Origin of the sequence: Aquipluma nitroreducens, from assembly GCF_009689585.1 — a bacterium.
Taxonomy (GTDB): Bacteria; Bacteroidota; Bacteroidia; order Bacteroidales; family Prolixibacteraceae; genus Aquipluma; species Aquipluma nitroreducens.
In genome coordinates this window covers 5,232,629-5,247,659 of record NZ_AP018694.1, presented here as the reverse complement: position 1 = coordinate 5,247,659, position 15,031 = coordinate 5,232,629, and the positions used below count along the sequence as shown (strand labels likewise).

At 43.7% G+C, this 15,031-nt stretch carries 7 protein-coding genes; all 7 read right to left on the bottom strand.

Annotation, left to right across the window (positions count from 1 at the left end):
- Nucleotides 1-112 precede the first annotated feature (112 nt).
- Nucleotides 113-2,179: a rhamnogalacturonan acetylesterase gene (locus AQPE_RS21955; RefSeq protein WP_318348625.1), complete on the bottom strand. Its 2,067-nt coding sequence runs from the start codon at nt 2,177-2,179 to the stop codon at nt 113-115.
- A 97-nt stretch (nt 2,180-2,276) separates the two neighbouring features.
- Complete coding sequence (locus AQPE_RS21950) at nt 2,277-3,410, bottom strand: glycoside hydrolase family protein (RefSeq protein WP_318348624.1); 1,134 nt, start codon at nt 3,408-3,410, stop codon at nt 2,277-2,279.
- Between the two features lie 124 nt (nt 3,411-3,534).
- On the bottom strand, nt 3,535-6,453 hold the full coding sequence (locus AQPE_RS21945; RefSeq protein WP_318348623.1) for a glycoside hydrolase family 2 protein: 2,919 nt from the start codon (nt 6,451-6,453) through the stop codon (nt 3,535-3,537).
- 309 nt (nt 6,454-6,762) lie between these two features.
- The gene (locus AQPE_RS21940) at nt 6,763-8,910 is read right to left on the bottom strand and encodes a hypothetical protein (protein ID WP_318348622.1); all 2,148 of its coding nucleotides are present in this window, start codon (nt 8,908-8,910) and stop codon (nt 6,763-6,765) included.
- 81 nt (nt 8,911-8,991) lie between these two features.
- Entirely contained in the window at nt 8,992-11,865 is a 2,874-nt protein-coding gene (locus tag AQPE_RS21935) for a glycosyl hydrolase (protein ID WP_318348621.1), read from the bottom strand.
- A 124-nt stretch (nt 11,866-11,989) separates the two neighbouring features.
- On the bottom strand, nt 11,990-13,255 hold the full coding sequence (locus AQPE_RS21930; protein ID WP_318348620.1) for an oligogalacturonate lyase family protein: 1,266 nt from the start codon (nt 13,253-13,255) through the stop codon (nt 11,990-11,992).
- A gap of 274 nt (nt 13,256-13,529) precedes the next feature.
- Nucleotides 13,530-15,023, bottom strand: coding sequence for a RagB/SusD family nutrient uptake outer membrane protein (locus tag AQPE_RS21925; RefSeq protein WP_318348619.1), 1,494 nt, complete (start codon nt 15,021-15,023; stop codon nt 13,530-13,532).
- Between the last annotated feature and the right edge of the window lie 8 nt (nt 15,024-15,031).

The following is a 15,031-nucleotide window of genomic DNA, read 5'->3' as shown; positions in this document are numbered from 1 at the left end:
TGGTTGTGTTATTATTTATCAAATGATATTCCATTTGTCATCCTGAACTTGTTTCAGGATCTGTTCTGCATAGAGACCCCGAAATAAATTCGGGGTGACGAGACGCGATGAATCAATTTCCATCCGGTTTCAATAAATTCACTGCTGGACTATCGTACCAACGGAACTGGGTCTCCGGATCGGGTGTTGCCGGATCAAAGGCTTTCCAATCGTCGCGAACATATTTGGCCAGATCGGGAATGGTTTGCAAAACGGCCTGCGTCACGCATTTGGCCAGTTCGTAAGCGCCATACGGGTTAAAATGCGTATCGTCGGCCAGCGGTTTGTCCTGCCCCGGATAACTGTTAGCCGGGTAATGCACAAACGCTTTCCTAGAGTTTTCAACGCCCAGCGTTTCGTACAGCGTTTTGCTCATTGCATTCAGGTCGATCAGCGGAATATTTTGCTCTTCGACCAGTTGGCGCATGGCCTCCGGAAATTCTTCCAGCGTATTGATGATCTTTCCGTTCTCATCAAACCGGCGGCGATTGGTTGAAGTCACCAACACGGGTTTTCCGTCTTTTTTGCGGGTCTCGGCAATGTAGTAGCGCAATTCGTCTTTGTAGGTGGTCATCGCGTCGAGGTGATTGCCTCCAGGCTTCTGGTCGTTGTGCGCGAATTCCATCAGCAGGTAATCGCCGGTTTTCATCTGGCTCAAAATCTTTTGCAGTCGGTTTTCGCGCTTAAAAGCCAGTAGCGTTTCGCCCGACTCGGCGTAATTGGCCACCACCACTTCCGGCTTCAGAAAGTTAGGAAACATTTGTCCCCACGAGGCCCACGGCTCATTCTCCTGATCGGTCACCGTAGAATTTCCGGCCAGAAAAACAGTTGGCAATTCGTCGGCCTTGCGGATCTCGATTGCCTTCACACACGGATGTTCACCGTTGAATTCGAGTGTGAGTTTGTGATCCCAATTTTGGTAATTCAGTTCACGTTCCTTGAGTTTAATTCCTTCCTGATTTTTCATCTGTGGATAACGCACATCCACCACCACCGTTTTCTGCACCGTTTCGCCGAAAGCCGTTTTCACATTCTCGAACAATAAGCGGCGCGACTCCGCTTTCAAAGTGGTTGAAGAACCTTCGGCTCCACCCAATGTTACCAGCAAACGATAATGTCCTTCAGGTAAATCGACAGTGAAATAAAACGGTTTCTTGCTGCCCAGAAAATCGTCAAATGGGTTTACCTTTCCGGCCGATTCACCGGTTTCTATTTCTCCTGAAGGAATCAGTCCAAAACCCTTTTCAGTAGAATAAAGAGATTTTGGGGTCACAGCTGTCCAACCGGCAAAGGTTTGTTCCGAACCAAAATCGAACCGAAACAGGGTTAGCGACTGGAATTTTTCGGCCTGAATCTGCGGATTCTTAAGCAGAAAACGATTCAACCCTGTTTTTTTGTTGGCTTTAATACCTTCCACAACAAGCGATGCAGCCATCAACGCTCCTTTAGTGGATGTATGCGTATGATCGGTGGCGTAAAAATACCTACCGGTGACTTTTGCCTCGCCAATCCCATCCAGTTTTTCCGACATTCGTTTATTCAAATCGATGAACTCAATTTTTTCCTGACGGGCAATTTCCATCGCCCAATCGGGATAGCTGGCTGGCGTGCATTTTATCTTCCCGTTTTCCCAATCGTTACGCGGAATAGGTGTAACTATGATCGGTGTTGCACCTTTGGCTTTAGCCTCGCGAACCATCTTCCGGAGATACCAGCCGTAGCTATGTACGATTTCGTGCTGTTTGGTAATCAGGTTGTCGATTTCTTCGGTTTCTTCGCCAACGCCTTTGATGGTTCCACGGGCGCGAAGCGTGTCGTTGATGGCTCCGCCGTCGTTGTGGCCAAACTGCATCAGCACAAAATCGCCTTTTTTAAGTTCCTTAAGTACCGCATTCCACAAACCTTTGGTCTGAAATGTTCGGCTGCTGGTTCCGCCCAATGCCCGATTTTTGACAAAAACTTTCGTTGTATCGAAATAATGAGCAATCGGATCGCCCCAACCCCATTGGCCTCCAGAGCCATCGCCCTTACCATTTTTTACGGTTGAATCGCCAATGGTAAAAACGGTAGGTTTTTGTTTGGCCTGAAGGCTGATTTGTAGGATCAAGCCAAAAAACGCAATCAATAATATCTTCTTCATTTTATACTTTTTTTATCACAGAGAACAATGAGGGAACACTGAGTTTCACCGAGAATATTATTCCGAAGTGTTCTTTGTGTCTATGTGGTTCTAAATTCTATTTTACTTCAAAAACAAAGGCCGATGAAGTCATGTACTTTCCACCTTGAGTAGCCACAAATAAATGCGTGGGGTGCCCATTTTGCATCAGGATTTGAGGACGTTCGAAGCGACCATATTTTTTCAGATTCGATGGTGCAGACGGTTGCTGCAAATAATGACTGTACCCGAAATAACTGATCTTTGGTTCCGACCAGTGAATGCCATCCTTCGATTCGAGAATAATGCCAACTTCGTGATCGAAGCGGCCCATATCGCGTGCCAGCATGTAAAAGCGGCCGTTTTCCATAAATACATTGCCATCTTCCAACTGCCGGTTATTTCCCAATTTCGAATAATCCAAAATCGGGTTTCCGGAGTATTTCACATACGGGCCTTCGAGTTTTTCGGCAATAGCCAACCCATATTTGCGGTTGCCACGAATGGTCAGATCGACCGGATGCACGTATTCTTCTGTATTCCATGACTTATAATAGAGCCAGTACTGCCCATTTGGATGCTTTAGAAAGGCCGGATTCGAGGTGCAATGATCGTCCCACGAACCTGATTTTCCCACATCGAGCAATGGTTTGTCCGAACGTTTCCATGGGCCATTCAGCGAATCTGAAGTGGCCAATCCAATCCGTTTGGTATCTGTCTTTTTATTCGAATTACCGATGTAAAACAAGCAATACTTGTCATCAACTAGTTGAATGTGCGGATTGTGGCAGGTGGTTCCGTCGAAATAGCCATCGCCACGCGGAGCCAGAATGGTTTCGATATCGGAATACGGTCCTTCAGGCTGATCGGCTACCGCATGGGCAATCTCCGAACCTTTGATCCAGCCGCCCATTCCCTTTTTAGCGTCCCAACGCGAGAAGAACACGTGGATCTTGCCGTCGGGCGCCACAATAGGACTTGTTCCCCATACATAATAGCCTTCCAGTTCCAGAATACGACCAAGTGGCTTTAGCCGTTTGGCGAAGGACGAAATGTCCTTTTTGCTGTAGCCTTTTTCAGGAGCAGCCGCAAAACTGGTCATTCCTGAAGCCAGAAAAACACCTCCGGCAAACAGACTATTCTGGATAAATTTTCGTCTTGATGTCATTGCATTTTCATTGCGGCGCATACAGTGTTTTGTTTCAATCTTCATTAGCTAATGCGCCTTGTTTTATTTTTCACGTGTCCGTTGTCTAAAGGCGAACGGCAAAGGATATTGCACAACTAATCATCAGAGCGATATTCTTTGCCGTCTGCTTTAGCTGACGGTTTTGATATTAATTCAATAGTCCAAAATAAAAATACAGTGTCCGTTTTACGGGCTTGTCCATCTTATTGAGTTCGCCCATTGGACCAAGATTCCAGGTATCGTTGCTGATGCCCATGGCCAGTTTGGTACCAATCGGCGGAATTGCATCCAGAAACGAGATGTCGCCAACAGGCAATACCGGATAGTTCCTCGGCCCCGAAATTCCATAGAAATTGAATAGCCGTACAAATAAATCGTCGTCCTGAGCAACCACAGTAAACTTGCCGTCAACCGTATTAAACTCTATCCACGAAACTTCAGGATAATAGCCTTTAAATTGAGGCAATCCCCATGTATTATCGGCAGGTAATTTGTTGTTATACATACGCTGATAAACATCAAGTACACCGCCAGCCGTACGATTTTTCCAAACATTTGCAGGGCCTTTGCCCAACCATTTGGCACCAATCACATCCGACTCCGGAAAATCAAAACTGACACCAGTAAACATCTGCTCTCCGAAAACCTGATATTCGTAATCCATCGCCAGCCAGCCACTGCTGAACATAGTCCAGATCACTTTCTTCAAGTCGCCGGAATAGATCATTTCCAGCGAATAACTTTTATCGCCTTTTATTGGGTTAATACGTTCAAGCTGTGCATTTCCACTCACTAAAACCGGTCCGTTACTGAATGGGATTGGCAAACCCAAATCATTGGTTACTTTCCGGATTTTACCATCTTTTTGGCTGAAAGTTACAGCTATTCCGGAGGCTTTCAGGGTATATAAACTGTCGTTTTCAATCAGTTCAGCAACACCTTTTTCTTTTGAAAGATCGGCCGATTGCTGCTCAATTGGAAGAATATTGTCTTCCTGAATTCCGGCGGCTTTCAGTTTTTCACGTTGCTGCTTTTCCTGATCGCTCATGTCCATCTTCACCAGTTGTGAAACAGCACGGAGGTTACCACCAATTTTCCAACTGTAGCAATAAATTTCATCTCCTGAAGGATCAAACACTTTCAGATAAAGGGCATCGTATTTTTTATAGTCGGAAGGAAGTATAGAGGCAGAAGACCGAAGACCGAAGTCAAGCAATCCATATTCCAGAGGTTTGACATCAGGACTGGCCAGAATGCCATTCTTCATTACGTGATGTGCAGCCTGACGGTCAATAACTGTGCTGAAATTCACCAACTGCCATTCGAAACGGCAATCTTTCAGGTTTGTAAAATGATATCGGTTTTCAACCTGAATGGTTCCGTCAAATTGCTCCGGAAGCTCTTTTAGCTTGATTTTTACCGGGCAATATATTTCACGGATCGCATAATAGCTACCTTCTTTTTCGCGGTGTGGACCAACGATGCCGTCGGGCGCATTTACGCGGTTGACATCAATAAAACCGTTGAGATCGGTGCGCACAATACCTTCATCCAAAAGCGCCAAAATAAAGCCACCGCCCGCATTTGGTGTATTCCAAAAAAGTTCCCAGAAATCTTCCAGACCAGCGGCGCCACCACCATCATCCTGCGAATGCAAAAACTCGGTTGGCATGTAAATTTTACCTTCAGTAAATATCCTTTTCGAGCTGTAATAATTTTCGTAATGGTTGCAATCAATACCATTAAAATCGTTGCCCGGCTTGTGATGCGGATGAATTACCGGACGACTGGACTTGTCGTAAAATCCGAAATCGTCGTCCAACTCTTTATTGGTTCCGCCTTCGTTTCCGTTGACCCAGAAAATTATGGAAGGATGATTCACATCACGAATTACCAACTCTTTCACCAGTTTCGCGCCAGGAGCCGTTGCATAGGCATTTTGCCAACCGGCCAGTTCGTCGAGCACATACAATCCCAGCGAATCGCAGTAATTCAGAAAACTCTGGTCAGGCGGATAATGCGAACACCGCACGGCGTTCATGTTCATCGATTTGATCAGCTTCACATCGTCCAGATTAATCTGATTATTCAGGCAACGACCAGTTTCGGGCCAAAACGCGTGACGGTTGATGCCTTTCATCTTGATTTTAACGCCATTCAGGTAAATGCCATCGCCCTGCCGGATTTCGATGGTGCGGAACCCAAATTTTTCAGTAACCGAGTACAATTCAGTCTTTCCATTTTTCAGCGAAACCCGAACTGAATAACGATTTGGCGTTTCGGCTGTCCACAATTCAGGATTGGAAACTTTACAGCTTAAAGTTACCAGCGAATCCTTGCCAATAGAGTTGCAGGTGGCGATGACTTTATTTTTTGAATCAATGATTTCTGCGGAAACAGTTCTGCTACCTTTCAAATTCTGGGTGAAAACATCCATTGCAAATGAGCCATCAGCTTTAGCATCTATGGCAACGCGTTCGATGTGTTCTTCTGGAAATGATTCAAGGTAAACCGGACGAAAAATCCCTCCAAACACCCAATAATCAGCAAATCGTTCAGCATTGTTCACCGAATGATCGGAAGACATTTTACTTACAGTTGCTTCCAATAAATTAAATTGTCCAAACTTTAACTTATCAGTAATGTCGTATCGGAATTGGTAAAATGCTCCCTGATGAATCGCACCCGCCAATTGCCCGTTGATCTTCACTTCGGTGTCGGTCATCGAACCTTCGAAAACGATGAAAACCTTTCTGTTTTTCCAGTCAGCCGGTACCTGAAAGGTGTATTTGTACATTCCTTTTTCGTTGGCAAACTTAAATTTCTTGCCATATGTGCGGTAATCGCGACCATAATCGTACTCTCCAAATCCCTGCTGCTCCCAATGCGATGGCACTTCAATTTTCGACCAGACGCCACTATTTCGTCCCGAAGTACAGAAAAACTCCCAGGTTTTAGTGTGGGTGTTATCGGTTCCGGTGAGGAAAAGGGTTTGCTTTTGAGTTGGAGTAGCAAAAGAAAGGAAACAGGAAAAAGCAAGGAGAAAAGTGATGTAAATTAATTTCATAACTTAGGTTTTATGTCTCCAAATGTCTTCCTCAATGGAGATCATCTGGTCGGTTCAGATTCAGTTTAGTTGTTCTTTTAAATAAAGACGATTTTAAGCTTTACTACCCTAACATCATTTGGACAACATGAGGTTAAAAGGGCAATTCCATGCGGCGCATACGGCGCTTGTGTTCCAAACTTGATTAGTGGATGCGCCTTGGTTCTTTTCTTATGTCCGTTGCCTAAAGGCGAACGGCAAAGTATATTGCACAACTAATGATCAGAGCGATATTCCTTGCCGTCTGCTTTAGCTGACGGTTATGATTTATTAAAAATCTTTCGTCAATCCTTCCCATTTCACGTTCCATTTGCCGTCTTTCGGAAAGCCTGGATTTTCAACCGTACAGCCTTCCCATCCGGCACACATCAGCGCAATGGTTTTCAGGAAACCGCCATTGCCAGGCAAATAAATACGCAAACGTGGGCTTTGGTAATTGTGTCCGTTTTTCAGGTAGGTGTTCTTCTGAACATCTTTCAGCAAAGCTTCCAAAGCAATTTCAGGTTCGTTCAAACGGGTGGCGCACATGGCAACCATAGGGTAATCCCAGCCCCAGGTCGTTGGCCAGTCCCAGTTGCTCATTACCTTTTTCAGAGTAGCGCGCATCACTTCAGCATCAACTTTATCCCACATCGGAAGCATCCCAACAGTTCCGATAACCATCGGATGGTCGGTTATGGCTTTCGGATTGGTGTACGAATCTGTTGCTTTAGCAATTCCGAGATACACACCGTTTTCCTGATAAGGTGCGGGCAATCCGTTTAAAACTTCGTCGTAATGTGCATCAACAGGCTGATTTAGTCGTTTATGCCATTCCTGTGCAATGCCTAAGGCCCAATGCCAATAAGCCAATTCGAAAGGCGGATTCATGGTTGTTTCGCGTTTCCAATGTTCCTGCGCCGGAATGAGCGGCGGAAGCAAATTATATACTTTTCCGGTTGAATCGGGTACAGCAAAGTCGGCCATAAAATCGGCTGTTGCGAAAATCAAATCTTTGTATTTGTTGAGTATTTCAGGCGAAGGATTGCTGCGGTACAACTGTTCGGCCATGTAAATAATATGTGGCTGTTGCCAGATCAGATAACTGCCCACGCCCGACGGACTGTTCTGACCTTCCGGACCAACCATTTTGGGCCAGCGAACTCCTTTGAATCCCTGCATCTGCGCGGTTTCGAGCGCTTTTTGATAGATCGTGTGATACCATTCCAACTGTTTATCCAATACCTCAGGATGACCCCAATTGGCAAAATGAGCCGAATGCCACCAGTGCATTTCGAGGTGTGCCTTGCCGTACCAACTGTTGTAAACCAATCCGGTTTCCTGCGGAGGTATTGAGCCTGAATTTTGAATTTTTGTGAGGTACTGCGACAATACAAACCGTCGTTCCAATTCTTTGGCGCGAGGATCGGTACAAGCCGAGAAATCAACAGCACCACTGGTTTTCCAGAATTTTTTCCAGCTTTCCAGATTGTTGGTTTCGGTTTCGGCAAATGCTGGAAGTGGTTCATTTGTGACCTCAGGAGCAAACAAACAGCTAAATTCCAGCAAATTGCCTGACTTCGAAGAAAGTACAAAATGATGTTTTTCAGTTTCTGCAAGTTCAGCCTGACCGACCCAATCCATTTTAACCTGATAATGATCGTTATCGAGTGTCCGAAGGATTTTTGCGCTGTTCTCCCCTACCTTTTCAAGCTTCGACTGATGTTTATCCGGAGAAGCAAAATCGTAACCAGAGTGTGTATTGACAGCCACAGCATACGGGAAAATCCATTCCACTTTCAGTTGCCCTTTTTTAATTAACGGAGAACTAATTTTGGCCGAAACCATATCTTTTTTTTGATGGCAGAATACCTCAACTTTTACAGGCTGACCTTCAACGGAAAATTCGCTACTGATGCGGCCTTCCCAAAGATTGAGCTGATGTTTAGGATTTTGAATATCAACCAGCTTCACCTCAGTTCCATCTGCTTTCTTCAGGACTAAACGAATAACCCCAAGTTGCAAACGTTGCGGATTTTCGCGAAAATAATCGATGGCCCTGGCGTCATTTTCATTTTTAGGACTTTGAGCCAAATATGGAACTTTTCTGCCACGATATTCGGAATACAAAGCACTCTGCATAACATTGTAATTTTCCGTATTCGGAAACGTGTGCCATCCCCAATTCGACTGGATTCCGAGTGTTACGCCATTTTCGTATTCCTTGTAAAAGGTTTGCAAACCAGTAACATCCGTGGTAAAGGCAAAGTCGCCATTTCCAACCGAAAGACTGGCCAAAGTATCGGGTTGCTCAATTGTTATGTTGTGACGGTTGACCAATGCAAACCGATCAATTTTTGAAGACTTCGGTTGTGATTGACATGCTGTGAACGCAAGAGCGATTAGAAGAAGTTTAGTTTTAGAACCACATAGGCACATAGATTTCAGTTTTAAAAATTGTTACGGGTTACGGGTTACGGGTTTTAATCCCTCCCTTGCGGGAAGGGTTTGGGTGAGGCTTTATTGCATTGGTTGCATTGGAGTTAAAGTTACCGGTCCGATTAACCCGGATTCCTGAGGTTTCCAGCCAAGCGTGGTAAACAATCCGTCAGCTCCACGGTTCCGCGGTTCTTTCGACGGAAAGTTGACGTTGTAGAAAATCTTGTACTTCTGCCCTTTTCGCTCCATGTCTGCAATGCGGTTACCCATCAGATTGGTCACCGAAATTTCGAACGTATTTTCAGCCTTCAAATCAGCTTCCGAAATATAGAAGGTAAATGGAGCGCTAATCAAGGTCACCAGCTCTTTGCCGTTCAGGCTGATTCGGGCACTGTGAGCCACTTTCCCTAAATCGATCCGGTAAGTTTTAGCAGTTCCTGAAGGTTTTGCAAAGGTGGTTTTGTAAACCGCAGTTCCTGAAAACGCTTTGTAGCCGTCACCTTCAATTTCAGTCCACGAACCTAATTTCGAAAGTTTTACCGGTTTTGGAAGTTCAGGACCTCCATTTAGAAATGTCAAAGTCCAATCAGATCCAAATTCAATTTTATCTCCTGAAGTCTTCCAGTAAGCGTATTCCGGAGCATTCACTTTACCCGGGAAAATCTGCACCAGGCAACTTTCACCCGGTTTTAGCTGAAGATAGACTTCGCCAAAATTAGCATCAGATTTGGTCTGCGCTTTGCCAAAACTCCCATTCATCGGATTGTATAAAACAGCCGATCCAATTCTAGTTTCGAGAGCAACCATGCCGTCGATAATTTCGGCGCCGCGATTGGCGATGAAATAAGTTGTGTTAGCGCCATCAACCCGACGAATACATTGCAAACCACGCTCTGCCATAATTTCGTGCCGTATTTTACCCTGAAGAAGCAATTCAGATAAGTTACCAACCAAAATCTGGCCTTTACCCACCTTGGCCTTTTGAATAGTGCTTCCGGCTTGTTTAACCAAATACAAAGATTTTTTCAATGTCTGAAGTTTAACTTGCCGTTCGGACAATCTTCCCAATCCGGGAACATCAACCGGTAGTTCTTCCATCAGAACGGTGGCACCTTCTTTGGCCAAAGCAATTATTTTCTCGAATGTTTCAAGTGGAATCAACTTCACCGGAGGAAGCAAAACCGTTTGATAATTGGTTCCGCCAGTCTGTATTTTTCCTGATTTTGTTTCGAGCTGAGCGATCTGACGATCAGAAATATAATCGAAAGCATATCCTTTTTTAAAGAGGTACTCGGCTGCATTGCGAACCGACGAACCTTTGGCTGCACCATCAAAATGAAGCAACATCGATTTTCCGCGAACGGCATATTCATCAGAAATTGGATAATAAAGCAAAATGTCGTTATCGGGTTTTCCGGCCTGAAGAAACGATTGCGAGCGGGCAATGTATGTATTTAATGTTCCAAAGTCGTTCCAGAACGTATTGCTTGGCGCAAAATTTACTGCCGCATAAAACATCCAACCCGGCCACGAAGCATCTTGTGGCGAAAAGGTTGTTCCATGGTAAAAAACATGGTTGATACCGGCCAGTAAAAATAAATCAATCGCCTGTTTCACATCCGATAACGAAGCTTCGAAATGATCTTTCAACCAGGTTGCCGATTCGGACGAAGCCAACCTTTTGCCCATCACATGAGCTACCGATGACGCCGTTTTTACTTTCACAATATCTTCACCTTCAGTCTCGGGAATATCGGCAGCAGCATACAAATCCAGAATATTGGCCGGCGCGCCGTGAGCCTGGTTGCGGATTATTTTTCCACCTTTTGCCGCCCAATCGTGCCAGCGTTGCGTGTATTTTTCAAGGATCAAATCCGAAATTGTTTCGCGGTAATCAGACAAAACACGTTGATTGTATTCAGCATTATCCTGTCCCAATAATGCCGGAAGGTATTCGCGCAGGTCGTAGCCACGTCGTTTCTGAAATTCGTCGAACATCAGCGGTGTAAAGTTGGCTTCGCCACGCGCATCATCCACTTCGTACGAATCATTAAAATAAGCCCTCAAACCACTAATATCGTGTCCGGCAAACGAAGTTGTAAAATGGCCCAGATAATTATCAATGGCTTTATCCGAGAAGTGATCGATTACATCGCCTTCGCCACCAGGACCAGCGCGTTCGACCATTTTGCCATGCCAACCTTCAAAAACAGCAAACAATTTCCAGAGACCTGCCGGAGCAGTCCAATTGAGTTTTCCTTCTGCATCAACTCTTGATGTCAGGTTCAGGATTGCGCCTTTATCGGAATAAGCCATTAAGGCTTGCAATGGCATTGGTCTTGAATATCGCACCTGTTCGATTGCCCAGTTCTGAAGGCTGTCTTCGTTGGCGCTAACCGGATATTTTAATTGCGAAAGCTCCAATTTAGGCCGACTTATTGTGCGAAGCATCGGCTCTTGTTCCATGGTTACTTTTTCCTGAAGCCGACCGCCTTCTTTAATTAGTGCATACGATTGCACAGACATGTATTTGCAAGCATCATCAGGTGTTACCCACAAACCTCCAAAAGGCCAGCCCGAAGCCATTGCCAAATCGATACCCATATCGAGTTGTTTGCCTTCCAGAAGGGTGTATTCCAGATTTTTAACCCATTCCGGTGAAAGAAATTTGATGAACCGATTTTCGTAGCCGTGAACACCGTAAATCGGAGTGATTTCCAATCCGCCTAATCCGGCTTTGGAATAGGCTTCCATCGTGGCTTTCAGATTGGTTGGATCGACAGCGCTTCCCATCCACCACCAACGACTCCAGGGTTTTGCTTCTTTGGTAATTTGCGGCCAACCCGGATTTGGTTGATTTTTTTGCCCCGAAGCACTTGTAACTGATAATATTGTAAAAACAAGCAACGATGACAAAAACAACAATGTTGAATTTCGGAATGTATTCAGTTTCATTATTAGAAATTTTATTTATTCAGTCTTAACAAGCAATTTCTTCTCTTAAAATCATATTGACCGCAAGGTAAATCTAAATGAGAACTTGCAAAAGTTTTAAAAACTCAATTTAGATTAATAAACCTTAATTGGATGATTTTTCAATCTCAACAGCATAAATATTCGATTGTCCTTCAAAATTAGCCCTAAAAATAATCCATTTATCATCGGGAGTAAAATGCACGTTTGGTTCGAGCTTGTAATTGTGGTGTTTCATGTTTACAAGGCGCTCCGATTTGAAACGATCACCATCAGGCGTAAACAAATAAATCCATTGTCCGTCGGGAGCCTTGGCAACCGCACCCGGGTCGCCGCCATCGCCCGCAAACAGAGTTTCGGTAGAATTTGAATTGTAATGTACACTCCATTCGTTTCTTTCCAAACTGTATTTTATTTCCTTGCCCGAAGCAACATTGTAACCACCAACAAAAAATAGTTCGCCCCTTGGCTGTTGTAGGTCGAACCAGATGGTTTTTCCGCTTTTGCCAAACCATTCGTGCCCCCAGATTTCCTGATCGATGGTACGATGATGAATCTGGGTTACCTGCTTCGTATTTACATCGATGGTCCAAACCCGGTCGACTTTATGCCAGGGACCTTCGTGGCAAAACATTAATAAATTGGGGTTTACCGAAGAGAATTGCACATGATTGAGCCATGCGTTATCAGTAAATATTTTATTGAGTTGACCGGTTTGTATATTTATCGTAAATAAGGTTTTCGGAAGTTTTGCTTCGTAAATCAGATTAAAGAAATCGCTCTTGTTCGGATTATTTTTCAAAATTTTATTCTCTTCTTCTGTAGCTCTCGAACCGGCCAGTAAAGTGCCATCAGCATTTACCGTGGTAATCGAAGCTTTAAAATCTTCAGGAAAAACATAGACCAACTTTACTTTTTTAGTTGCAGGCTGCAATGAAAATATACTGTCGTTTATTTGGTAAAACACAGTTTTTGTTTTCTCCGAAACAATTTCGCCATTCATGGGAGATGAACAAAAAGTAAGCTGATTAATTTCTTTTGTGTTGATATTGATGGAGTAGAGTTGTTTATTCTTAATATTCGAGTTGTATGTTTCTTCTTTTTTCATGTCAGTTACCTCATCCGGATTCTGTTTGCTGCTGTTATAAAATACCATATCAGTGCCGATAAACGGATTGTTATGAAAGTAGAAACTGAGGCTGTTTCCATCCATCTGTGAAGTTAACTTAACAACTTTATGATGCGTGTCCTTGTCGATCCACTCGTTGGGCATTGGAGTAACCGAACCGGTTTCAATTACAGGTGGTTTTTGCGAATGACAAGCAGAAACCAGGATTAAAAGAAAAATCGGAAATATGTTTAGTGGTCTCATTGGTTTATTCGTTTATTGGTTGGTTTTGGGGGTTGATCAAATATACAATTAGCAAATTTGGAAGGCATCCTGCCTTATCTGGTAATTTTCGGAAATTAGTTTTTAGCTGTTCTACAGTCAGTTTGAATATCTACTTCTCAACTGAAGTTCCTGTCGTTGGAAATCGACTGTGCTTTTGAAGGTTTAAAAAGGTGGGCTGCAACACCCACCTTTTATCAGTCAATTCTTGCAAAATTTGAGTCGCTCAAGTAGATTTCAAAAACCTGACTAAAGATTAGTAACCTGCATTCTGCGTATAAAGTCCGCCTTTTACATCAATCTCTGATTGAGGAATTGGATAAATAATATAATTCGTCTGGAACGGCTGGATCTGTTTTTGAATATCTTCAGCTGTGATCCAGTCAGGCATAATTGTTTCAACTAAACCAGACCGTACTAAATCGTTCCAACGTAATCCTTCGCCCATAAATTCTTTTTGTCTTTCAGCCATCAATTGAGGTAAAGTTACATTTGCAACAGGCGTGGTCAAACCGGCACGAGTACGAACCTGATTCACAATTGCATCAACTTCGGCTTGTGTTCCTGAAGCTCCATGCAAAATACATTCTGCTTTCAACATCAGAATATCGGTATAACGTTGTGCAATAAAGTTGATTGGCCAGTCTAAACGGTTTGTCGGAACTTTTGTCAAATCAACATACTTCACGAAAAACGAACGAGGTTCAGAAACTCCGTTGTACACGTATCCGGATTGAATTGAGAATGTTTTTCGAACATCTCCGGGCTCGAAGGAATTAATTAATGTTTCGGCTACCGGACGAATAGTTAAACCTCCCTGAATAGCTTTCCCTTTTGATTGAAAGTAGGCATCAGGAACTAAAAGCCACGCAAAAGTTGACCCAAGTACCGGACTTAAACCTGTAATATACTGAATATCAAAAATAACCTCGGGATTATTCTCATTGGTATACGAAAAAATGTTCGAGTAACTTGGAAGGAACGAATATTTTTTACTGTCGATAATCGAATTGAGCAACGTAATTGCCTGAGACCATTCATTTAAGCCTAAGCCCGGACCATCAATGTTGTATGTTGGGCCCGAACGGGTCATATAAACCAGGGCTAACAAACCTTTGGCACTGTATTTCGTTGCCCTTCCTTTATCAGCTGCAGCATTCGTTTCCGACAAATTTTCGGTAGCAAATTGCAAATCCGAAAGAATAAGGGCATAAATATCGGTTACCGGACTCTGCGGAATTGATAATGCTTCAGAAACACTTATTGGAGTGATGATAAGGGGAACTTTTCCGAACGAACGAACCAAATCAAAATAATAAGTTGCACGAAGGAATTTTGCTTCGGCTTCCAATCTTTTGCGCAGAGTTACGTCTGTTATAATAGTACCGTTTTTAACAAGCTGGTCGAGAACAACGTTTGCACGGTATATCCCATTGTAGTTAGTAAGCCACGCTTCAGTAATGTATGGATTAGCGGCAATGGTTTTGTGAAAACTGTTAATTCCTTCCCAATCGCGTACTCCACCGTCGGATACAGCATACAAGTTATCAGATCTCGTTTCTGAAAGGTTTAACTGACGATCAGGATAGGCCCTTAAGTCAGCATAAACGGCATTGACACCTTGTAAAAAATCATTGGTCGATTTATAGAATGTCTCGGTTGTGGCGCTCGAAATTGGCAATTGGTTCAATTCGTCTGAGCATGAAGAAAACACAGCCAATAGTATGATGAAATAAAATATCTTTTTCATTTTTCGTA

Excerpts from the sequence above, each read along its gene's own strand:
- AQPE_RS21930 (WP_318348620.1), bottom strand. The coding sequence starts at position 13,255 with ATGAGACCACTAAACATATTTCCGATTTTTCTTTTAATCCTGGTTTCT.
- AQPE_RS21935 (WP_318348621.1), bottom strand. The coding sequence starts at position 11,865 with ATGAAACTGAATACATTCCGAAATTCAACATTGTTGTTTTTGTCATCG.
- AQPE_RS21945 (WP_318348623.1), bottom strand. The coding sequence starts at position 6,453 with ATGAAATTAATTTACATCACTTTTCTCCTTGCTTTTTCCTGTTTCCTT.
- AQPE_RS21955 (WP_318348625.1), bottom strand. The coding sequence starts at position 2,179 with ATGAAGAAGATATTATTGATTGCGTTTTTTGGCTTGATCCTACAAATC.
- AQPE_RS21940 (WP_318348622.1), bottom strand. The coding sequence starts at position 8,910 with ATGTGCCTATGTGGTTCTAAAACTAAACTTCTTCTAATCGCTCTTGCG.
- AQPE_RS21950 (WP_318348624.1), bottom strand. The coding sequence starts at position 3,410 with ATGAAGATTGAAACAAAACACTGTATGCGCCGCAATGAAAATGCAATG.
- AQPE_RS21925 (WP_318348619.1), bottom strand. The coding sequence starts at position 15,023 with ATGAAAAAGATATTTTATTTCATCATACTATTGGCTGTGTTTTCTTCA.